We start from the raw sequence: 21,914 nt of genomic DNA, 5'->3' as shown, positions 1-21,914 counted from the left end.
CCTTCCGGTAGCGGAAGGCGCCTCTCCTTTAACAACTAGCTGCTCAGCATCAACGCCTGACCACGGCGTGTTCCGCCAGGCCCGTCAACTGGATGAACTCCTGCCGGCGGTAATCGTCCTGGTTTCCGGCCAGCTTGCGCACGTCGGCCATCGAATAGGTGCCGAGATAGCTGTCGCCGCGCAAGATCTGGCCATAGGCCGCCACCGCCGTCGCGAAGGCCATGTCGCCGCGGACAGGCTTGGCATTGGCCACCGCGCTGGACGGTATGGCCTGCTCGATCAGCCGCGACGTGTCCTCGCCCGGCAGCTTGTAACGCAGTTTCAACCACACAAGTTGGTCGCCAGTGTTGGTCGTGCTGCTGTTATTGGCCTCGAAATGACGGTCGGGCAGCCAGCCCTGGACGCCGGTCGGAACGATCTCGTAGATGGCCGTCACCTGGTGGCCAGCGCCGATATCGCCGGCATCGACCTTGTCATTGTTGAAGTCCTGTTCCGCCAGGGCGCGGTTTTCATAGCCGATAAGGCGATATTGCGCGACCTGGGCCGGGTTGAACTCGACCTGGATCTTGACGTCCTTGGCGACCGTGAAAAGGGTGGCCTGCAGTTCGTCGTCCAGCACCTTGCGCGCCTCCAGGGCGCTGTCGATATAGGCGTAGTTGCCGTTGCCGACATCGGCCATATGCTCCATGGCGGCCTCATTATAGTTGCCTTCGCCGAAACCCAGTGTTGTCAGGGTCACGCCGGAGTCGCGGTTCTGCTTGACCAGAGCTTCCAGGTCATCGGTCGCCGAGATGCCGACATTGAAATCACCGTCTGTCGCCAGGATGACGCGATTGACGCCGCCTTCGATAAAGTTGGCCTTGGCCGTCGCATAGGCCAGGGCGATGCCTTGGCCGCCAGCCGTCGATCCGCCGGCACTAAGGCAGGTCAGGGCCTGCTTGACATAGCGGGCGTCGTGGGTCGGTGACAGGACCATGCCGGCCGCCCCGGCATAGACGACGATCGACACCTTGTCGTCGGGGCGCAGATTGTCGGCCAGCATCGACAGGGCGGTCTTGACCAGGGGCAGCTTGTCCTGCTGGTTCATCGAGCCCGAGACATCGACCAGGAAGACGAGATTGGCCGCAGGACGTTCACTGCGCGGCACGTCATAGGCCCGCAGGCCGACGCGGAGCAGACGTGATTGCGCGTTCCACGGTGTCTGGGAAACGTCTGTGGTGATCGAGAACGGCTTCGATCGATCCTGGGGCAGGGGATAGTCGTAGCGGAAATAGTTGAGCATCTCCTCGGTCCGCACGGCAGCCGCCGGCGGCGTCTGGCCTGAGGTCAGCATTCGACGGACATTGGCATAGGCGCCGGTATCGACATCGACGGCAAAGGTCGAAACGGGTGACTCGGCAACGCGCATCACGTTGGATACAGCTTCGCCGGCATATTTTTCGGTATTGGGTTGCTCGGCGAAGACCTCCGCGCGGCTGCGGTTGGCGCTGTATTGCGCCGAAGGTGCGATAAAGCCGCCCGACAAGTCGGCACTCGCTACCGGCGCCGGCATTGAATGCGGCGATGGTGGAGGAGGAGGTGGTGGTGGCGGTGGCGGCGCTGAAGGTTGCAGCGGGGGCGACGCCATGGCTAAGGCAGGCGGCGCGACTTTGGGAGCGCGGTTGTTCATGATTCTGAGCTGGTCCGACTCATCGTCGACCTGATTGCAGTGCACCGGCGACACTTCCGCCGGCAGGGTTTTGGCCGAAGCCACTGTAAGCTGTACGGGTACGCTGGCGCTCAGCACCATGGCTGCTGCGCCGCTGAACAAAAGTCCGCGCATAATAACCTCCCTGTGGCCCGTCCGCCCGGGCCTTTCGTCCGTGACCTCACGAACGCCGCGCCTTAAAAGCTGTGCCCGTATTGCGCGCAAAATAAGACCGCGATTGTGGCGATCATGTCCGGAAAAAGACGCACGCCTTAATTGGTTAGTCTGACCAAATATGACTTTGCGTCAGACCCATTTTGTGGAACATTGCGGTATAAAAATCAGGCTGACCGGAGGACATCATGACCCGCAATTTGCACCCGCTGATCGCGGCCTTTGTCTTGCTGGTCCCAGTCCTGGCAACGCCTTGCGCGGCGCAAGAGCCGGTCACCTTCACGGCCGAGCAGGACCATCAGAACATGATGGACCAGCTGGGCATCAAGACCCTGCGTCCTGGGTTCAGCGGTGATGATAAGGCGCCCAACCACGCCAATTATGATGAAGCCCTGGCCAATCCCTATCCCGACTGGCCCGACATTGTGACGCTGGACAATGGCAAGCCGGTGTCCACTTCCGAACAGTGGTGGCAGGCGCGCCGGCCGCAGATCGTCGCCGCCTTCGAACACGAGGTCGTGGGACGCATTCCCGCCAATGTGCCGGGCGTCACCTGGACGACAGGTGTGTCGGAAACAGAATATGTCGGCTTCAAGCGCGTCACCGCCACGCAACTGATCGGTCATGCCGATAATAGCGCCGCGCCGCAGATCGCCGTCGATATTCGCGCCATGTTGATCCTGCCCCAGGACGTGAAGGGCCCCGTCCCCCTGCTGATCATGTTTGGACCGGCGAAGTTTCCGGCGCCGATGCAGCCGGGTGGCGATGAGCTGGCGAAGATCAATGCAGCGATCAGGGCCGAACTGATCGATCGCGACCCGGCCCTGGCCGATGTCTTTAACCGTTATCCGGCCTATGAGATCGCGCGGGCGACTCCGTTCCCGCCGCCACCCGGCGCCGGTCCGGAAGAGCGTATCCAGACCTTAGTCAACGACGGCTGGGGCGTGGTCATGCTGGATACGGCGTCGATCCAGGCCGACAATGGCGCCGGCCTGACGCGCGGCATTATCGGCCTGACCAACAAGGGCCAGCCGCGCAAGCCCGACGACTGGGGCGCATTGCGTGCCTGGGGCTGGGGAGCGTCACGCGTGCTGGATTATCTCGAGACCCGGCCTGAGGTCGATGCGAAACATGTCGGGATCGAAGGCGTGTCGCGCTGGGGCAAGGCGGCTCTGGTCACCATAGCCTTCGACCAGCGTTTTGCCTTGGTCCTGGTCGGATCGTCGGGTGAGGGCGGCGCCAAACCGCATCGCCGCAATTTCGGCGAGGCGGTCGAGAACCTGACAGGTTCGGGCGGATATCACTGGATGGCCGGCAATTTCCTGAAATATGGCGGGCCGAAAAACGCCAACGACCTGCCGGTCGATTCCCATGAGCTCATCGCGCTGTGCGCCCCGCGCCTGACCTTCATCTCGTATGGCGTGCCCGAAGCCGGTGACGCCAAATGGCTGGACCAGCAGGGTAGTTATATGGCGACTGTCGCCGCCGGCGCCGCCTGGAAGCTGCTGGGCGCAAAGGATCTGGGTGTGGGTAACGACTATAAGACGGCGAAGATGCCGCCTGTAAATACCGGCCTGCTGGGCGGGCAACTGGCCTGGCGCCAGCACGACGGCGGTCATACCGACGCGCCGAACATGGTCCATTTCCTCAAATGGGCCGACGGACAGATGGGACGGACGTCAAGCTTGCCGTAGTATCCAGTTCAATAATATATAGTTGGCGGTTTTTATTTCGCTTGTCTCGTCATGTTTGATCTGCCGGGAACGGCTTTCGCCCTCCTCCCTGTGCGAAGGATGGGGAGGTGCCGCCGTAGGCGGCGGAGGGGTTTATCGACGGGACAGGCCTCACCGGCGTTTCAAACATGGCTGCAATCATATGACGCGACCGTCGGGCCGTCTCCAAACGCCTGAGAGGCTAATGGGTTGGTAACATGACCCCTCCGGCGGCTACGCCGCCACCTCCCCATCATCGCTTCGCTCGACAGGGAGGAGGGGGAGAAACCGCCCTCAGGCCATGTTTTGAAGCGGTTGTTTAGTGATGCGCGAAGCCGATAGCCACGCGCGAGGAGTCCAGTCTTGATCTATGCCCAGGATTGCAGATTTGTGCTCGTCGCCCCGTGAAGTTTCAAAACCAACCCATGTTTCGCATAACGGGTGTCTTATGAAAACTTGTCGCCAGGTTGGCCTTCGCTGTCGGCCCGTTGAAGACGTGGTGCAGAAAAAATAGCAGGATCAGGCAGTGACGAGCTGCGCGATCTTCTTTTCCAGTTCGGCGGGCGTGAACGGCTTTGAGATATAGTCGTTCATGCCCACGGCCAGGCAGCGGTCGCGCGCACTGTCCAGCGCATGAGCGGTCATGCCGATAATGGGCACCGGCGTCCCGCCCTGCGCGCGTTCGTGTTCGCGTATTATCCGGGTGGCGCTCAGCCCGTCCATCTCCGGCATCTGGACGTCCATCAGGATCAGCCTGTACGGCGTCGACTGGTGCATGCGCACGGCGGCGGCGCCATTGTCGGCGACATCGACTGCATAGCCGAACATTTCGACAAAGGTCTTGGCCACCAGAACATTGGGTTGGTAATCCTCGGCCAGCAGAACGCGGCCGTAGGGCGCATCGTGTGGGGCTACGCTGTCTTCAGCGATTTCGCCGGTGGCCGGCTGGATCGACATTTCGGCCAGCGGTACAGAGATGCGGAAACACGATCCCTTGGTTTCCTCGCTGGTCACGCTCAGGGCGCCGCCCATCAGTTCCGCCAGGCTCTTGCTGATTGCCAGGCCAAGGCCGGTGCCGCCGAACTTGCGGCTGATCGTATTGTCGGCCTGGGTGAACTTGTTGAAGATGCGGCTCAGTTGGTCGGCTGGAATACCGACGCCGGTGTCGGTGACGGCGATCTCGACCTGGCGCAGCGCACCCACGCTTGGCTTCAGGGTCGCGCTGATACGGACCCCGCCGCTGTGCGTGAACTTGATGGCATTGCTGACCAGGTTGGTCAGGATCTGGCGCAGGCGGTTGGGATCGCCACGGAACCAGCGGCCGGTCAGGGCGTTGGCCGAGACGGTCAGGGACAGGCGTTTTTCCGTAGCCTTGACCGACATCATGCCGGCAACTTCGGCGATGATCGTATCAAGCTGGAACGGAATGGCCTCGATTTCGATGCCGCTGGCTTCGATGCGGGCGATATCGAGCAGGTCGTTGATCAGCATCATCATGCTTTCGCCGCTGGTCAGCAAGGTGGCGATATATTTCGTCTGGTTGGCCGTCAGGGGCTGGCTGCGTGCCAGGATATGCGACAGGCCGATAATGGCGTTCATCGGCGTGCGTATTTCGTGGCTCATATTGGCCAGGAATTCGCTCTTGGCGACATTGGCGGCATTGGCCTTGTCGACGGCAACCCGAAGCGCTTCAGCCTGCTGCGTGCGCTCATTGAGGTAATCGCGGATTCCGTACTGGCGTTCGCGGTCGCGCAGGGCTGTACGTACGGTGCTGAGGAAGTTGTTCAACTGGACGGGACGCTTGATGAGCGTCATGTGACCGACAGCGCCAATGCGATTGAGCATTTCCACCGTATCGGGGCCGGGTGCTGTCAGCAATATGACCGGCACGTCGGACCATGCCGGCTGGTCATACAGGGTGCGGCGAAGGCAGCCGTCGCGGTCGGCCAGCACGTGTTCCTGCGTCAGGATCAGCACAGCAGCACCGCGTTCCAGCTCCGCGCAAATCGCCTCTATATTCGGGCAGACGATGCACACAACGCCTGCGTCGTGCAACAGTTTGCAGGTCATGTCGCCGTCGCGCGCCGTTGGCGGAAGGAGCAGGACACGCGCTTCGCTGGGGTGTGTGGTGCTCACGTTGCGAATGCCGCTTCGCCTGTGGGCACCTTGAACGGTGTGCCGGTCAGGACGCCCTGGAAATCTTTCAACGGTTGGCCGATATGGATGCCCTGGCTGCTCATCGAGAATTCACGAATAGCCCGTTCGTGTTGACCACTGCGCTTTTTGAGGACCGAGATCAGTTGCCGGACCTCGCCGCTATTTTCGAAGTAACGGAACAGAATGACATTGTCGGCGAGGTAGCTGGTGTCGATGACGGTCGTCATGGCCTGGCCCAGCAAACCATGCTGCGCAACCACCAGGAAGGTCACAACGCCGAGATGACCGAGATAGGTGAGCAATTCATGCAGTTGCGCCGTCAGGAAGCGTTCTTCCGGCATTGCGTTGAGATAGCCGTTAAGACTGTCGATAACGACGATCTTGACTGCGCCACGGTCACCGTCGTTCGCCGCCAGCCGGACGGCGTGACCGAACTCTCCGGGCGATAGTTCGGCCGGATCGATGCTGCGGATTTCGATCAGGCCGGACGCCACATGGGCGCGTAGCGGCAGACCCAGGCCATCAGCGCGTTTCAGCATGGTATCGAGGCGTTCATCGAAGGAGAAGAAGATGCTGCGGTGGCCCTTGCTCGCAGCTTCACAGGCGTACTGGATGGCCAGGGTCGACTTGCCGACACCCGCCGGCCCCAACAGGAGTGTGCTGGTCCCGCTGTCCAGGCCGCCACCCAGCAACGCATCCATGGCGGGCAGGCCGCTCTTGGTCTCGGTGATCGGACGCTCGGAGAGGTGCTCGCCGGCAATGATACGTGGAAAAACCTGCAGACCGCCCCGGGTAATGTTGAAGTCGTGATAGCCGCCGCGGTATTTCTGGCCCCGCAGCTTGGTGATACGCAGGCGGCGGCGCTCGGAACCGTATTCCGGCGACAGCTGCTCCAGGCTGATGACGCCATGGGCGATGCTTTCGAGCTGCAGGTCCTCCTCGCCGGTCGTCGTCTTGTCGTCGAGGAAGAAGACCGTGCAGTCGCGGCCGGCGAAGAACTGCTTCAGCGCCAGGACCTGGCGGCGGAAACGCAAGGCGTTCTGGGCCAGAAGCTTGATCTCCGACAGGGAGTCGATGATGACCCGGCTGGGTTTGTAACGGTCGACCTCGTCCAGGATAGCCCGGGTCGTGACGTTCAACTCCATTTCGGACGGCTGGAACATGGTGTATTGGCTGTCGGGTTCCAGGTCTCGTTCTTCGGCAATCAGTTCGAAGATATGGATGCCGTCGAGCGAGAGGTCGTGCGATGCGGCCACCGATGTCAGTTCCTCGGCGGTTTCCGACAGTGTGATGTAAAGGCACTTTTCGCCCTTGCGCACGCCTTCCAGCAGAAATTGCAGGGACAGGGTTGTCTTGCCGGAACCGGGCGTACCGTGGAGCAGATAAACGCGGTTAGGGCGTAAACCACCCCCCAGGACGGTGTCGAGATGGTGAATGCCGGTCTTAATGAATAAAGCGCTGTCGCGATTGGTCATGCAAAGCCTGTATAGATATCGGTCAGGCGCAATGACTGGGCCGCCCACCACACAGGCAAATATGAAAAAGTGGATATAAAATTGCGATATGAAGGCCGCTGGCTTTTTGGCGAGTAATGGATAATGTTTCTACAAAAGGGAGCCCCAAAAGGGAGCGCAACATGACCAGATCCGTCCGGGGAATGAACGTCCTGTTGTGTTTCGTGGCGGCGATGGTCGAAGGCTTTGACCTGCAATCTGCCGGCGTGACCGCCCCGCGATTTAGCGCCGTCTTCCATTTCGATCCAGGTGTGCTGAGCTGGGTATTCAGCGCCAATACCTTCGGTTTGTTCCTGGGGGCCATTATCGGAGGACGGCTGGCCGATCGCATCGGGCGGCGGCGTGTGCTGATCGGTTCCCTGGCCGTGTTCGGCGTGTTCAGCCTTGCCACGGCGCTGAGCTATGACGGCGGCCTGTTCATCGCCATGCGCTTCCTTACCGGACTTGGGCTGGGCGGGGCCTTTCCCAATTTCATAGCCCTGACGGCGGAGGCCTCGGCGCCGGAAACGGCGGCGCGCAGGGTCACCTTGTTGTCGGCCGGCATGCCGCTCGGCGGGGCGGTTGCGGCCGTTCTGATGGTACTGGCGCCGGCCATGGACTGGCGGATCGTTTTCTGGATCGGCGGATTTGCGCCGATAGGTCTGGCGATCGTCATGCTGTTCGCACTGGCGGAATCACCGGTGTTTCGTCGTGAAGACAAAGCGAATATTCGCCAGGCCCTGGCTGGGGAGGGGCGGCTGATCACCAGCCTGCTGCTGTGGGTCGGCTTCTTCTTTACGGTGCTTGTGTTGCATCTGATGCTGAACTGGCTGCCGTCCTTGCTCGTCGGCAAGGGTTTTACGCGCCCGGAAGCAATCGGCGCAGCCCTGGCCTTTACGCTGGGTGGTGCTGCGGGTGGCGTGGGTCTCGGTCTGCTGGATCGTCGCAAAGGCCGGAGGGTCGTCTATATCCTGACCTGGCTGGGTATGGCGGCAGGCATGGCGTGGCTGGGACTGGTACCGCATGATCTGACCCTGGCCGTGGTTGCGGCAGGGTTTGCCGGCTTCTGCGTTACCGGCGGGCTGTTCCTGCTCTACGGTCTGGCGGCAGAACGTTATCCGGTACAGGTCCGCGGCACGGGCGTCGGCTTTGCGGTCGGAGTCGGCCGCCTGGGTTCGGTGGTTGGCCCGTTGTTCGCCGGGGTATTGCTGGTCGCTGGCCAGAGCGCCGGCACGGTTATGGTGGCCCTGGTTCCGATGATTTTGATTGCGCTGGTGGCCATCTTGCCGGTATTGCGCAAAACCTAACCGTCGAGGCGCGTCCACGCCATCTTCTTGCAGATCAGGCCGCCCAACACGCAGCCACTGGTCGTCATGGTCCTGTCGGCGACGTCGATGGTCAGCTTGTAGTGCAGGTTGCGCTGCGGATCGAACGCCTTGCCGAGCCATTGGCCGGCGTTGGACGGCGCCACGGTCATGACCAGCTTGTCACCGACCTTTTCATCGCGCACGCCTTCGCGTATCCAGGTATTGATGGCGCACAGATCGTTGCCGCAGGGCGCAATCTGCACCCTTGCCTTGCCGTCACCGCGTGACCAAGTGCCTTGCGGGGATGGGGTTTGCGCTGTCGCAGCGCCGGCCATCAAGCTGAGGGCGGCGACCATCAAAATCAGTGTCTTCATCGCTGTCTCCAAACCCGGACCTGTAGCGCATACGTGTTGAAAAGCCGGATGGATGACCTGGAGCAAAATTTAAAAACCGGGTGAACCGGGCGGAAGAGCGGGGCGTAACAGTGGCATTATTTGGAAGATTGCCATGGATTTCGTTTCGCTGATCAGTATCGCCGTCGGCTTAAGCCTGATCATGACCCTCGCCTGGGGTGTGCAGCGAATGACCGGATCGAGCGGGTGGATCGACGCCATCTGGTCGTGCGCGGTTGGTATTGGCGGGGTTGCGGCGACCTTGCTGCCCGATGACGGTGCGATCTATCAACGGCGTATCGTGGTCTCCATCCTGGTGGCTGTCTGGGCCTTGCGCCTGGCCCTGCATATCGCGTCGCGCACCCATGGGGCTGAGGACGATCCCCGATACGCCAGGCTGATGCAGGAGTGGGGCACCAGGGCATCGCTCAACCTGTTTATCTTCCTGCAGGCTCAGGCCGCTGCGGCGTTTGTCCTGGTGCTGGCCGTGCGACTGGCGGCGATCAATCCACTGCCGTTTCCTGGTCTTTTCGATATCTGCGGTATCGTCCTGCTGCTTATCGCCATTGCCGGTGAGACGATTGCCGACGGGCAACTGCGCGCGTTCGGCAAGGCCCACAAGGGGGCGGTTTGTGATATCGGCCTGTGGAAATATTCTCGCCATCCCAACTACTTTTTCGAGTGGCTTGGCTGGGTGGCCTGGGCGGTGATCGCCATCGTCCAGCCGTGGGGCTGGCTGGCGATCGGGGCGCCGGCCCTGATGTACTATCTGCTCGTTTTTGCCTCAGGTATCCCACCGCTGGAGGCCCATATGCTGGCTTCGCGCGGTGACCTTTTTCGCACTTACCAGGCACGAACTAACGCCTTCTTTCCCGGTCTTCCACATAAGGAAAAGACATGAATTTGATTGCCAGTACGATCGGCGCCGCTGAGCGCGCCCCCTTGCCCGATGGCGTCACCCTGGCGGGCATTTCGTGGCTCGTCGAGCGGACCAAGCGGCGTCTGGAGCGAGAACACGCCCATGTTCGCCAGGACGAGGACGCCTTTGTCGCGGCCATGGGCGACTATCCGGTGGCCGCCCATAGCGATGCCGCCAACGCCCAGCATTATGAACTGCCGCAAGCCTTTTTTGGCCTGGTCCTCGGGGCACAGCGCAAATATTCGTGCTGCCTGTATCCGGACGAGACCACGACCCTGGATGAGGCTGAAATCCACGCACTGCGCGAGACCTGTGCCCACGCCGGACTGCTGGACGGCCAGGACATTCTCGAACTGGGCTGCGGCTGGGGTTCGCTGTCGCTTTATATGGCGCAAGCCTATCCCAATGCCAGGATCACCTCGGTATCCAATTCGCAGTCCCAGCGCGCCTATATCGAAGGCGTGGCGGCGCGTCGGAACTTACGCAACCTGACCGTCATAACGGCCGACATGAACGACTTTGCCACGGCCCAAAGGTTCGACCGCATCGTCAGTGTCGAGATGTTCGAGCACATGTCGAACTGGCGTGCCCTGCTGGAACGGGCACGGGGCTGGCTCGTGGCCGACGGACGTCTGTTCATTCACGTCTTTACCCATAGGAGCCGGTCCTACCGCTTTCACCATGACGACCCAGCGGATTGGATCGGCAAGTATTTCTTTACCGGCGGTATCATGCCGGCCGCCGACCTGGCCCACCGCTTTTCCGACCTGTTCGCCGTCGAGAACGAATGGCGCTGGTCGGGGACGCATTACCGCCGCACCGCCATGGATTGGCTCGACAATTTCGACGACAATATCGATCGCATCGACCCGATCCTGCGATCTGTCTACGGCAGGGACGCAGGCCTGTGGCGCCGGCGCTGGCGGTTGTTTTTCCTGGCGACGGCCGGGTTGTTCGGTCATGACGGCGGCAGCGAATGGCCGATCGGGCACTATCTGCTGAAGCCAGTTTAGCCGGGAGCAAGAGCTGCCCGCCGCTAAATTCAGGTGCTTGCACTTCTCGTCGGGTATTGACGCCCATCAAATGAAGCCAGTCCTCCACCGTAGCCCGCAGGGCGTGACGGGGGAGGTGCCGCCGAAGGCGGCGGAGGGGGCGCTATTTTGGGACCATCCTCGACCACATTTTGTTGACTGAGAATGATGTTCTTGCCGGCAATAGTCACGCTGTATTAAAGGTCAGAAATTGCCCCCTCCGCCGCCTTCGGCGGCACGTCCCCCGCAAGCGGCTAGGCGATTCGCACATCTCAAAAAGGCAAGTAAACTCAGTAAGATTTTGGTGTGAGATGTCAGGGCTTCGACGCTAAAATCCGGAGCCATGTTTACGCAGTAGCTAAGGCCCCCACCGTCACGGCTTACGCGCCGAAGACGCGCGAGCGCCGCGCCACCTCCCCCGCGTGGCGGTGGAGTATAAGAAAAACAAATACTTATACCGCCCCGTGAGCGGGGCGGGGGACCGCCCGAGACATTGCGAAGCGTAGCGCAGCTTTGGCGAAGGGTGGTGGTGGGGGCCTTCAGTAGTTCAGTCACTCAAACCAAGCAGATCTGTGCATACCCTAGCCGCAAGCGGTGGAGGACTGCACTTTATAGGGTGTCAACGAGATGTGCCTCGGCCGCAATGAAGTACAGGAACTATAACATTTCCGGTATTATTCGATGCCTTACTTCGTCAGGCGGGTCTTCTTGATGCTTTCGAAAGCTGAGGTCAGGGCCGTGTTGATCTGGCTGGCGCTGGTCAGGTCGTAGAAATAGGCCGGGTCCGAGGCGCATTTCTTGAGCATGTTCGAATTGCCCTCGACGACCTTGACGACAAATACCGTGATGCCGAGCTTCTTGGCATTGTCGCAGGCGATGGCGGTGCGGGCATCGATCGTTGCGGCATTGGTGGTGGTGCGGTTGGCCGTATTGGTGCCGTCGGTGACCACGATCATGTATTTATGCGTCACGTCGTCCTTGAAAGCGACCCCGCCGGTGAAGGGCTGGGTCGGCGACAGGACTTCCATGCCCCACTGCACGCCGATGGTGATGTTGGTATTGCCGCCGGGGGTCAGGGTCTGGACAAAGGCGCGGGCCGACTTGATGTCGGTGCTGAGCCCCTGGACCGGTTTCAGGTTTGTGGTGGAGCAGGCGCGTGCCGGATAGAGGGTGGCGAGGACCGAAGGATTGGGCGCGTCGGCTGTTGTGTCATAGGGCTGGGTGCGGTCGATGACGCAGCCCAGCCATTTCGCCTTGGTGTCGGCGGCGGCGGGATAGGTATAGATGCGCGTAACGCCGTTGCTCTTGGTCGTCGTGTTGGTGGCCGTGGCGGCGCCAAAGCCGTTACCATTGCCGACGGTCCAGGTCAGGGCGCCCGTAGCGATAGCCGTGCCGCCGGCGGGCGCTGTGTTGAAGGTATTGAGATTGCTGTAGACCACAGGCGCGGTCGCGGCCTGGCTGTAATAGTTGGTCGAGGTCGAGGTCGATGTGCCGCCGGCATTGTAGTGGGTGCCGGTTTCGTCGGTATAGTAATAGGGCGCGGTCGTGGTGGTCGAGTTGTGGGTGTAATAGGTTTCGGTATAGGCGTAGGTCTTGTAGCCGCCGCTGGCCGACTCCCACGCCTTGTAGGTGACGCCGTAATAGATATCGCCATTGCTCGCAGTCGAGGTCGTGTACCAGCCACGGCTGTTGGTGCGGCAGGTCGCCATGTTCGAGGCGCTGACACAGATCTTGTCCAGCACGTCCCAGGCCACGGTACAGACCGTGCCATTCAGGCCCGAGCACGATTCTGAGACGTTTTCGGTGCCGTAATCGACATAGCTATAGGTCGAGGCGGCGCCCAGGCGGACCTGGGTATTGAATGGGACGATGGCGACCTGGGTGCCGCTGATGTTCTTGCCGGAGGAATCGACCATGCTGGCCAGGACGCTGTCGACCGCCGACTTCAGATTGCCTATGCGGTTATCGATCGTCATCGAACCCGTCGAATCGAGGACGAAGGCGATCTCGGACTTCTGCAGGCGCGACAGGCTTTCGGCGGTGACCGTCAGGTCGTAATAGCTCTTGCCGATCAGTTTCGAAAAGAAGCCGTCGACCCGGGCGGTGACGGTATATTTGAGATTGACCGTGCTGCCGGTCGACAGATCGCTCAGCTTCTTGGTGACGATCGTGGCTTCCGGGGCGGAGAGATCCTTGGCAAAGGCAGAATCGGCCTGAGCGGTCCGGGCGCTGAACACCGTATTGGACGGCAGGCCGACGGCGCGTAGAACGGCAGCGTCCGCCGAGTCCTGGATGGCGCGGCGGGCGGCCATGACGCGCGACATATCGATGGCGACTCCGACTGCCAGGCAGATGATGGTCGTCGACAACGCGAAGACCACGAGGGCGCCGCCGGACTGGTTGGCGGCGAAGCGGGACTTGAACGCACGGAACATGATCGACCGACCCGATGGAGTAAAATGAAGCACACAATCGTCCCGAAATGATGCGTTGCGGCATGTTTTCGCGACAAGTGCGTTTCTATAAGCAATTACTGCACCAATAATTTGAAATGTATTAAGTTAATATGATTTAATACTTATAAATATAAATTAACGTTATGTATTTGTGTTTTGTTAATCTTGCTGGCCGTAATGCGAAAATCTTCGCTAAACAAGCCGAGCGTCGATGCCCATTATGATGTCGCCAATGGCAAAGTATTTCGGTGCAGGTTTCGGCCTGTTCAACCCCGGGTAAATTTGCTATCCATATTTCGCGGCATTCGGGCGGGAGGCTGGGCGATGCTGGACGTGGCGACACATGCGGAAATCGGTGCCGATGGCCCGACATCAACCGTGCCAAATGACGGCATGTTCATTATATCCAATCATCGCGCGACGGTGACCGGGTGGTCGTTTCTGTCGCGGCCGACCGACCTTAGCGGAACGGTAAACATAGCCGGCACCTTGACGCAGATGAACGGATACTACCCCGATCTGTTGGGGCGGTACGTAACGACAATACTATTTGGGAGTGCCGGAGATTATTCTTCGGGTCTGGGGATTCAGATAGCAAGGGGGGATAATAATTACTCAGACTCAAGAGTATATCTTTTATATAATGGAGTGGCAATTGGGCGAATGTCGTCGAATTTTCAGTTCGGTGCCTCGATCAAGTTTTCCGTTTCGCTCAGTACCAACGGCGCTATTCGCGGCACAATTACAGGCGGCGGTAACAAATTCGATTTCGCATTCGACGCCCATACTTTGGATCGCACGAACTCATCGATAGCGATTATTCAGGACCACGCTTCGACAGTTGTAGCGACATTGGACGATGTTACTATAACGTCGAAGTCAGGCACGTTTTTCGACGACTTCAACCGGCCCGATGGGGAGGTGGGAAACGGATGGCGGACGGGATTTGATATCTTCCCCCAGGTGCAACTGTTTCACGACAATATTGCGGTAGAGATGCTACGGTTGGCTGACGAAGTGTACGGCCCCAATGCACCACTGAGCCATGCAGCGGAAGATCTCCATGATCCCGCTCTCGACCAGGTCTCTTCGTTCGCAGAAGCACGGCAATGGTATGCTCCGAATTTGGTGTCCGATGGCACAGGAACATTACAATTCGTCATGTCCGGCGGTCTTTACAGGGCTACTGACACCTCCGAATGGCCGTGGCTGTTTGGCGGTGACAAACCGGAGGCATCTGCTCTTGTATTGGCGGGGACGGTCGATGGTAAGAGGACTCTGGCCGTTATATTTCGCGGCACAGATCAATACGCGGATTGGGCCAACTATCCTGACTTTCAAAGGCACTACGACAAATTTCAGCCCTTAATTCAGGCCATCAAAACATTTCTGCATGATCACACGAATGTTGAGCAGGTTCTGGTTTCCGGCCACAGCCTTGGCGCGGGTATGGTGGAATACTTTAGCGCGGATTTAGCGACGTGGGCGGCCGCGCCCGATCATTGGTTTAGCGCCTTCACGGATGGTTCACCAGGTTCCGAGGTCAGTGCCCCTGATAACGCCATCATGAACTTTATTAATACGAATGACCTAGTGCCAATTTTGGGTGACGTAACCCTGGGAGACGATATCCTTGCGGTGCTGACATCAGTTTACGGAGGAACGGTTGCAACTGGAATTGCGTTTCTGATTGCAAGCATGCGCCCCAAGCCGCGCGAAGGCGCTTCGGTTTATATCGATAGCGACGTTGGCAGTATGGTCTCGCTCGCAGAGCACAATTCCGCACTGTATGTGCAGAACACTATTAAATTACTTGAATTTGCCCGGGATATCGATAGTCCCTTTCATACCTCTGAACTGGCGAAGGCGCTTATCGGGAATCTGATCTATCGCGGTTCACCAGTGCATATCGCACTCGGTCGGCCTGCTGGCAACAGCAACAACACTTCGCCAATCGACTATGGCGATTCGCGGTATGAGGTAGAGTTCAGCGCCAGCATTGGGATTCACGGTGATGACGACTATATTCTGGGCAATAATAACAGCAACGACGTAATATCCGTCACTGATATGGGCCTTTGGCTGTCGAATGCGAACCGGGTGTTCGACGGCGGTGAGGGTACCGATTTTCTGGCGCTGCCATTGTTGTCGACATTTTGCGAAGCCACGTTCGACAGCAACTCCGGTGCTTATCATTTGAGCACCCAACTCGGATTCGAAATTGGCGCGCTGTATCGTATCGAGTGCGTTGTATTCTTGGATAATCCTGTTTGGCTCGGACGGACGGCGACGGTGGAACGTCCGAATTTATTTCCGGCGTCTTCCGATCTTTTTGTTCTGAATTCAAACCCCAATCTTCCAACCTTCTTCATTTCAGGTGAATACGACTACGCCGATGCCGGCGATGGCGATATGAACGTAGTGGGGACGACTGGGCGCGACATTATCTACATTGGCGCGGGAAACAAGGATGTCGACGGGGGGGATGGTGATGACGTCATTACCGTGAGACAGGACGATACGACAGACATCCTGGTGATCGACGGTGGCGCTGGCGCCGATCTCGTGTACGGCGGACAAGGCGCAGAAACATACTATGTTAATGATCCCGGCGATCGGATTTTCGTTCCGACGCCAGGAGGGGCGCATATAGTCGTATCGACGGTCGATTTCGTTCTTCCGGACAATGTTCAGATCCTGAACCTGATAGGTTCGGCGGTTTTCGGGACTGGAAATGCCCTGAACAATGTTGTTACCGGCAATTCGGAGGCCAATTTCCTCACCGGAGGTCTCGGCAATGATACCCTGTCCGGCGGAGGGGGCGACGATACTTATGTGGTAAGTGAAAATGGCGACGTTATAATCGAGGCGGCCGGGGGCGGTATTGACACGGTGATAGCTAGCAACGACCTCGGTCTTGGTAGTCATTTGGAAAATCTGATCTTGGCTGGCGATACAGCGATCAATGGTTTAGGAAATGCCTCCAACAATACTATTGCCGGCAACGCCATCGACAATTACCTTAGCGGCCTAGCCGGCAATGACTATTTCGACGGTGGATTGGGCGCCGACACGATGGCCGGCGGGCTGGGCAATGACACCTTCATCGTCGACAATACTGGCGACATCTGCACCGAAAGCAATGGCCAGGGTACCGATACCGTGCTGGCCAGCGTCAGCTATGCTATAGGGGCGACCTATATCGAGGTGCTGACCCTGACGGGGACGGCGAATATCGATGCCAAGGGCAATTCCATCAACAATGCGCTGAACGGCAATGGCGGCAACAACAGGCTGGACGGTGGCGTCGGCGCCGATAGCCTGACCGGCGACCTGGGCGACGACACCTATATGGTCGACAATGCCGGCGACTTGGTGATGGAGAAGGCCAATGAAGGTAACGATACCCTCCAGACCGTGTTCACCACCACCCTGTCGGGTAACATCGAGAACCTGATCCTGACGGAAACGGCAGCGCTGAACGGCACAGGCACGAGTGGCGACAACAGTCTGACCGGCAATTCGGGCAACAATCAGTTGACGGGCTTGGGCGGTAGTGACGCGCTCAATGGCGGTCTGGGCACGGATACGATGATTGGCGGTCAGGGCAGCGATACCTATACGGTCGATAATGCCGGCGATGTCGTCATCGAACTGAACGGCCAAGGGACGGATATGTTGCTGTCGTCCGTGTCGTGGACGCTTAGCAATGCCTCGTCGATCGAGACCCTGACCCTGACCGGGCCGCAGCATATCAATGCCAGCGGTAATGCCTCTGCCAACGTCCTGAATGGCAACAGCGGCAACAATACGCTGAACGGCGGATCGGGACCGGACACCATGTCCGGCGGCGCCGGGCACGATATCTATATCGTCGAAAACCTCGGCGATCTCGTTGTCGAAGGCCTGAACGCCGGTACCGATACGGTCCAGTCGGCCGTATCGTTCGTGCTCGGTGACAATGTCGAAAACCTGACTCTGGCGGGTTCAGGCGCCATCAACGGTACCGGCAATGCCCTGGCCAATACGATCTACGGCAATGCCGGCGCAAATTTCCTGATGGGCGGTGGCGGCGCGGACAAGCTTTACGGACGCGGCGGTAACGACACCTATATCGTCGACAACGCCAATATGGGGATTTCGGAACTGCTGGGCGGTGGCGATGCCGGCGGCGTCGATGAGGTGCGCGCATCGGTCTCCCATTCGCTGAAGGACTATTTCGAGAACCTGATCCTTACCGGGACCGGCAATATCAACGGCGTCGGCAATGGCTTGGCCAATCATCTGACCGGCAACAGCGGCAATAACCTGCTGACCGGTGGCGGCGGCAACGATACTATCAACGGCGGGCTTGGGGCGGATCAGTTCGTCTTCGGCGTCGGATCGGGTGTCGATATCGTCAGTGATTTCAGCGTGGCGCAGAACGACCGGATCAATGTTCATGCTCTCGCCCACGGCGTGGTCAATAGGGCCGGCATTACCTTCAGCCAGGTCGGTGGTGATACCGTGATCAATCTCGGCGGTGGCAATATGGTAACGATTGTCGGTGCGGCGCAGTCTGATGTGCTGAGCCATATGGTGTGGTAGCGGTGTTGCGACGCCGCGTTCGCGAAATTGTCAGTTGCGTGCAGGATCGGGCGGCCTAAGCTCGGGCCATGACGACTCATATACTGGCCTTCGATCAGGGCACGACCAGCAGTCGCGCCATCGTCTTTGACCGCGAAGGCCGCATCGTGAAGGTGGCGCAGAAGGAATTCCGCCAGGTCTTCCCGCAACCGGGATGGGTCGAGCACGACGCCATGGAGATCTGGGCCACCCAGATGGGTGTGGCCCAGGAAGCCATTGCCGGGGCCGGTCTGCGCGGCGGCGATATAGCCGCCATCGGCATTACCAATCAGCGCGAAACCACCGTCGTGTGGGAACGGGCGACGGGTCAGCCAATCCACAACGCCATTGTCTGGCAGGACCGGCGGACGGCGGGCATGTGCGATGCCTTGCGCGAAGCCGGTCATGAGCCTTTGTTCGAACGGCTGACCGGGTTGCGGCTGGACGCCTATTTCAGCGGCACCAAGATCGCCTGGATACTGGACACCGTGCCGGGGGCGCGGGGGCGGGCCGAGCGCGGCGAGCTGTGTTTCGGGACGATCGACAGCTGGCTGGTGTGGAATCTGAGCGGTGGCGCCCTGCATATCACCGACGCCAGCAATGCCTCACGGACCTTGCTCTATAATATCCATAGTGGCGCCTGGGACGATGAACTGCTTGGGATTCTGAATGTGCCCAGGGCGATCCTGCCCGAGGTCGTGGGGTGTTCGCAGCGCTATGGCGAGACAGCGGAGGGTCTTTTCGGGGCGCGGATACCGATTGCCGGCATGGCGGGCGATCAGCAGGCGGCGACCTTCGGCCAGGCTTGCAACGTGCGCGGCATGGCCAAAAACACCTATGGCACCGGCTGTTTCATGCTGATGAACACAGCGAATGAGGCGGTGCCGAGCCGCAACCGCCTTTTGACGACGGTGGCGTGGCAAATCGCCGGCGTGCGCAGCTATGCCCTGGAAGGCTCGGTCTTCGTCGCCGGCGCGCTGATCCAATGGCTGCGCGATGGGCTGGGCATCATCCGCTCGAGCAGCGAGGTCGAGGGGCTGGCCACATCGGTAGCGGACAGCGGCGGAGTCTATGTGGTCCCGGCCTTTGTCGGGCTGGGCGCCCCGCATTGGGATCCGTATGCCCGCGGGTCCATTCTGGGGCTGACACGCGGCAGCACAAAGGCGCATATCGCCCGGGCGGCATTGGAGGCAATAGCCTTTCAGTCGGCCGAAGTGTTGTCGGCGATGGAAAAGGACAGTGGGATCGCCCTGAAAGAATTGCGCGTCGACGGCGGCGCGTCGTGCAACGACCTGCTGATGCAGTTCCAGGCCGATATATTGGGCGTGGCGGTGGTGCGGCCCAAGGTGATCGAGACCACAGCCCTGGGCGCGGCCTATCTGGCCGGGCTGGCGGTCGGGGTGTGGTCTTCGGTCGAGGAGGTGGCCGCCCACTGGCAGGTCGACCGGGTGTTCGAGCCAGCCATGGATGCTGAGATGCGCGAAAGCCGCATGAGCCTGTGGCGCAAGGCGGTCGGGCGCAGCGCTGGCTGGGCGCAGGCATGACCGATCCGAGGCCTGAGGCCGTCCGGGCGGCGACAGAAGCGGGCCCATGGGACGTCATCGTCATCGGTGGCGGCGCCTCGGGCCTGGGTTGCGCCGTCGACGCCGTGACGCGGGGATACAGGACCCTGTTACTGGAGGCCCATGATTACGCCAAGGGGACCAGCAGCCGCAGCACCAAACTGGTCCACGGCGGAGTCCGCTACCTGGCGCAGGGCCATATCCATCTGGTGCAGGAGTCGCTGCACGAGCGCGGCGTGCTAAAGCGCAATGCGCCCCATCTGGTCCACGATCTGGGCTTTGTCATCGGGGTCTATCAGGCTTGGCGGTTGCCCTTCTATGGCGTGGGCCTGAAGATCTATGACCTGCTGGCAGGAAAGCTGGGACTTAAGCCCAGCCGTTTCCTGAGCGTGCGCGAGGCCCTGGCGCGGGCGCCGACCCTGAAACGACAAGGGCTGAAGGGCGGCGTTCTCTATTTCGACGGCCAGTTCGACGACAGCCGGCTGGCGGTGACCTTGCTGCGAACCTTCGAGGCGCACGGCGGCGTGGCGCTGAATGCGGCGCCGGTGACAGCGGTCCTTAAGGCCGACGGCCGGGTGACCGGTGTGGCCTTCCGCGACGACGAAAGCGGGATTATGCACGACGGGCGGGCCAGGGTGGTGATCAATGCCACCGGCATCTTTGCCGATGGTGTACGGCGGATGGATGAGCCCGACGCCGATGTCATGCTGACGCCCAGCCAGGGTGTGCATGTGGTGGTCGCCAAGCGATTTCTGCCTGGCGACAGCGCGGTCATGGTGCCGCGAACCTCGGACGGCCGGGTGCTGTTCGCCGTGCCGTGGCATGGCCGCACCGTCATCGGCACCACCGATACACCCGTCGCGGAAATTTCTCTGGAACCAAAGGCGCTTGAGGAAGAGATCGATTTTATCCTGCGCACGGCGGCGGACTATCTCGATCCGGCGCCGACACGGGCCGATATTTTGAGTGTGTTTGCCGGTCTGCGGCCGCTGGTCAAGGCGGGATCGGTGGCGGATACCAAGGAACTATCGCGCGAGCACGTGATTGTGGTGTCGGACAGCGGTTTGGTAACTCTGACCGGCGGGAAATGGACGACCTATCGCCGGATGGGCCAGGATACGATCGACCGGGCAGCCGAGGTCGGCGGGTTGGCGGCACGGCCGTGCGTTACGGAAGACTTGCAGCTGCACGGCTGGACGGACGGTACGCTCGATGAGCCGTGGGGCGTCTATGGCAGCGATGCGGCGGCGGTCAGGGCCTTGCCGGGCGCCGATGTTCTGCTCCATCCGGACCTGCCCTATGTCGAGGCCCAAGTGCGCTGGGCGGTGCGTTATGAGCAGGCCAGGACGGTCGAGGATGTGCTGGCGCGACGGCTGCGCGCCACCCTGCTGGATGCGCGGGCGGCCGCAGCCTGCGCGGCGCGCGTGGCGGAGATTATCGCCGATACGCTTCAGGAATAGCAGTCATTGACGGCTTTTCCGGCGGCGTCGAGGTTTATGCGGGCGCTGTTCATGCGAGCGGGATGTTTGTAATAGATGTCCGCCGCAATGCGGTGGTTCTGGCCGTAGACCTCGGACAGGATGGCGGCCAGTTCCGGATCATGAGCCGCGAAGTCGTCGGACTCGACCACCGTCAAGGCATCGGTGATATAGGCCTTGTTGGAATTGAACCAGAACTGCGTGCCCTCCGCCCAGTATTCCGCGAGCGTATTGGCCATATAGGCGCCTTGCCACAGCCGCTTCTCCTTCGCATGAGCGTAGGCGGTTTCGAGCCGGGCAATCAGGGCGGGGTCCGTGATCCGCAAGGCTTCCATGATGGCGTGCGAGAATTCGTGGACCAGAATGTTTTCGCCGTAATAACGCGTGCCGGGGACGCCCATCAGGTTTTCCGCGGCGCCGGTGGTAAAGCGTCCGCCCATGCCGCGAGCGCGGGCCGCCCAGTATTGGCGGTCGCTCTGCAGGCCGATGGTCGTCGCATAGTCGCGCACATCGCATTTCGACAGGCGTGGATCATCGATCGCGGGCTTTTTCCAGTCGTGTTGCTCCGGCATGTCGGTGGTCGTTTCCGAGATCGCCATGACGCCGACGCGTACACCCTGGGCCATCAGTTCATCGCGTACGTCGGGGCGTTGCGCCAGCATGGACATGACGATGTCGCGCCGCCAGTATGGCCGTATCCGGCACCTTTGCCGAGCCCGTGACAGGAATGCCCTCGGCATCGGCGTATTTGGCGTAAAAGGGATCGAGCCCAAGCAAGGCCGGCGGGGCGGTGACCATGTGCCGCGGATAGTCCGGCATTTCCGCTCCGGCCATGGGATCAGGTGCAAACGACCGCGGGCCATAGGCGCACGCCGAAAGGGCGAGGAGGCCGGCACACATCAGGGATTTCAGACTGTGATGCGGCAGGGCTTTCACCGAGG

Annotated in this window: 14 protein-coding genes; 7 read left to right on the top strand and 7 right to left on the bottom strand. The window is 60.4% G+C overall.

Annotation, left to right across the window (positions count from 1 at the left end; all coding sequences use genetic code 11):
- Positions 1–49: 49 nt before the first annotated feature.
- Entirely contained in the window at positions 50–1,822 is a 1,773-nt protein-coding gene (locus tag AC1DXO_RS23680; protein WP_476980676.1) for a vWA domain-containing protein, read from the bottom strand.
- Positions 1,823–2,049: 227 nt separating this feature from the next.
- Here AC1DXO_RS23680 and AC1DXO_RS23675 point away from each other — a divergent pair, with 227 nt between their 5' ends.
- Positions 2,050–3,555: an alpha/beta hydrolase family protein gene (locus AC1DXO_RS23675; RefSeq protein WP_476980675.1), complete on the top strand. Its 1,506-nt coding sequence runs from the start codon at positions 2,050–2,052 to the stop codon at positions 3,553–3,555.
- 537 nt (positions 3,556–4,092) lie between these two features.
- Here the strand turns inward: AC1DXO_RS23675 and AC1DXO_RS23670 are convergent.
- Both AC1DXO_RS23670 and AC1DXO_RS23665 read right to left on the bottom strand, forming a co-directional pair.
- A complete protein-coding gene (locus AC1DXO_RS23670; RefSeq protein ID WP_476980674.1) occupies positions 4,093–5,709 on the bottom strand; it encodes an ATP-binding protein in 1,617 nt (538 codons plus the stop codon).
- Complete coding sequence (locus AC1DXO_RS23665) at positions 5,706–7,205, bottom strand: ATPase domain-containing protein (RefSeq protein ID WP_476980673.1); 1,500 nt, start codon at positions 7,203–7,205, stop codon at positions 5,706–5,708. The genes AC1DXO_RS23670 and AC1DXO_RS23665 overlap by 4 nt, the downstream gene beginning before the upstream one ends.
- A 161-nt stretch (positions 7,206–7,366) precedes the next feature.
- Here AC1DXO_RS23665 and AC1DXO_RS23660 point away from each other — a divergent pair, with 161 nt between their 5' ends.
- Positions 7,367–8,530 (top strand): MFS transporter, encoded by a 1,164-nt coding sequence (locus AC1DXO_RS23660; protein WP_476980672.1) that lies wholly within the window; start codon positions 7,367–7,369, stop codon positions 8,528–8,530.
- Here the strand turns inward: AC1DXO_RS23660 and AC1DXO_RS23655 are convergent.
- Positions 8,527–8,904: a DUF2147 domain-containing protein gene (locus AC1DXO_RS23655; RefSeq protein ID WP_476980671.1), complete on the bottom strand. Its 378-nt coding sequence runs from the start codon at positions 8,902–8,904 to the stop codon at positions 8,527–8,529. The two genes, AC1DXO_RS23660 and AC1DXO_RS23655, sit on opposite strands and share 4 nt — an antisense overlap.
- 133 nt (positions 8,905–9,037) lie before the next feature.
- Here AC1DXO_RS23655 and AC1DXO_RS23650 point away from each other — a divergent pair, with 133 nt between their 5' ends.
- The gene (locus AC1DXO_RS23650) at positions 9,038–9,823 is read left to right on the top strand and encodes a DUF1295 domain-containing protein (protein ID WP_476980670.1); all 786 of its coding nucleotides are present in this window, start codon (positions 9,038–9,040) and stop codon (positions 9,821–9,823) included.
- The gene (locus AC1DXO_RS23645; protein ID WP_476980669.1) at positions 9,820–10,854 is read left to right on the top strand and encodes an SAM-dependent methyltransferase; all 1,035 of its coding nucleotides are present in this window, start codon (positions 9,820–9,822) and stop codon (positions 10,852–10,854) included. The genes AC1DXO_RS23650 and AC1DXO_RS23645 overlap by 4 nt, the downstream gene beginning before the upstream one ends.
- Before the next feature lie 704 nt (positions 10,855–11,558).
- Here the strand turns inward: AC1DXO_RS23645 and AC1DXO_RS23640 are convergent.
- On the bottom strand, positions 11,559–13,307 hold the full coding sequence (locus tag AC1DXO_RS23640; RefSeq protein WP_476980668.1) for a TadE/TadG family type IV pilus assembly protein: 1,749 nt from the start codon (positions 13,305–13,307) through the stop codon (positions 11,559–11,561).
- Positions 13,308–15,026: 1,719 nt separating this feature from the next.
- Between AC1DXO_RS23640 and AC1DXO_RS23635 the strand changes: the two genes are divergently transcribed.
- The 3 genes from AC1DXO_RS23635 to AC1DXO_RS23625 all read left to right on the top strand — a co-directional run bounded on the left by AC1DXO_RS23635 (position 15,027) and on the right by AC1DXO_RS23625 (position 20,955).
- Positions 15,027–17,915 carry a beta strand repeat-containing protein gene (locus tag AC1DXO_RS23635; RefSeq protein ID WP_476980667.1) on the top strand — a complete coding sequence of 963 codons (2,889 nt, stop codon included), beginning with the start codon at positions 15,027–15,029 and terminating at the stop codon, positions 17,913–17,915.
- A 68-nt stretch (positions 17,916–17,983) separates the two neighbouring features.
- Positions 17,984–19,477: a glycerol kinase GlpK gene (gene glpK / locus AC1DXO_RS23630; RefSeq protein ID WP_476980666.1), complete on the top strand. Its 1,494-nt coding sequence runs from the start codon at positions 17,984–17,986 to the stop codon at positions 19,475–19,477.
- Positions 19,474–20,955, top strand: a complete 1,482-nt coding sequence (locus tag AC1DXO_RS23625; RefSeq protein ID WP_476980665.1) for a glycerol-3-phosphate dehydrogenase/oxidase — start codon at positions 19,474–19,476, stop codon at positions 20,953–20,955. Before glpK ends, AC1DXO_RS23625 begins: the two co-directional genes overlap by 4 nt.
- On the opposite strand, the gene AC1DXO_RS23620 is transcribed toward AC1DXO_RS23625, so the two are convergent.
- Both AC1DXO_RS23620 and AC1DXO_RS23615 read right to left on the bottom strand, forming a co-directional pair.
- A complete protein-coding gene (locus AC1DXO_RS23620; RefSeq protein ID WP_476980664.1) occupies positions 20,946–21,641 on the bottom strand; it encodes a glycoside hydrolase in 696 nt (231 codons plus the stop codon). The two genes, AC1DXO_RS23625 and AC1DXO_RS23620, sit on opposite strands and share 10 nt — an antisense overlap.
- On the bottom strand, positions 21,604–21,909 hold the full coding sequence (locus AC1DXO_RS23615; protein WP_476980663.1) for a hypothetical protein: 306 nt from the start codon (positions 21,907–21,909) through the stop codon (positions 21,604–21,606). Before AC1DXO_RS23615 ends, AC1DXO_RS23620 begins: the two co-directional genes overlap by 38 nt.
- Positions 21,910–21,914 lie beyond the last annotated feature (5 nt).

Source organism: Asticcacaulis sp. P2_C5 (assembly GCF_056404555.1).
The sequence above is the reverse complement of the archived record's forward strand: the minus strand, read 5'-3'. Positions and strand labels throughout refer to the sequence as shown.

Excerpts from the sequence above, each read along its gene's own strand:
- AC1DXO_RS23680 (WP_476980676.1), bottom strand. The coding sequence starts at position 1,822 with ATGCGCGGACTTTTGTTCAGCGGCGCAGCAGCCATGGTGCTGAGCGCC.
- AC1DXO_RS23675 (WP_476980675.1), top strand. The coding sequence starts at position 2,050 with ATGACCCGCAATTTGCACCCGCTGATCGCGGCCTTTGTCTTGCTGGTC.
- AC1DXO_RS23665 (WP_476980673.1), bottom strand. The coding sequence starts at position 7,205 with ATGACCAATCGCGACAGCGCTTTATTCATTAAGACCGGCATTCACCAT.
- AC1DXO_RS23660 (WP_476980672.1), top strand. The coding sequence starts at position 7,367 with ATGACCAGATCCGTCCGGGGAATGAACGTCCTGTTGTGTTTCGTGGCG.
- AC1DXO_RS23655 (WP_476980671.1), bottom strand. The coding sequence starts at position 8,904 with ATGAAGACACTGATTTTGATGGTCGCCGCCCTCAGCTTGATGGCCGGC.
- AC1DXO_RS23650 (WP_476980670.1), top strand. The coding sequence starts at position 9,038 with ATGGATTTCGTTTCGCTGATCAGTATCGCCGTCGGCTTAAGCCTGATC.
- AC1DXO_RS23645 (WP_476980669.1), top strand. The coding sequence starts at position 9,820 with ATGAATTTGATTGCCAGTACGATCGGCGCCGCTGAGCGCGCCCCCTTG.
- AC1DXO_RS23640 (WP_476980668.1), bottom strand. The coding sequence starts at position 13,307 with ATGTTCCGTGCGTTCAAGTCCCGCTTCGCCGCCAACCAGTCCGGCGGC.
- AC1DXO_RS23635 (WP_476980667.1), top strand. The coding sequence starts at position 15,027 with ATGCGCCCCAAGCCGCGCGAAGGCGCTTCGGTTTATATCGATAGCGAC.
- glpK (WP_476980666.1), top strand. The coding sequence starts at position 17,984 with ATGACGACTCATATACTGGCCTTCGATCAGGGCACGACCAGCAGTCGC.
- AC1DXO_RS23625 (WP_476980665.1), top strand. The coding sequence starts at position 19,474 with ATGACCGATCCGAGGCCTGAGGCCGTCCGGGCGGCGACAGAAGCGGGC.
- AC1DXO_RS23620 (WP_476980664.1), bottom strand. The coding sequence starts at position 21,641 with ATGTCCATGCTGGCGCAACGCCCCGACGTACGCGATGAACTGATGGCC.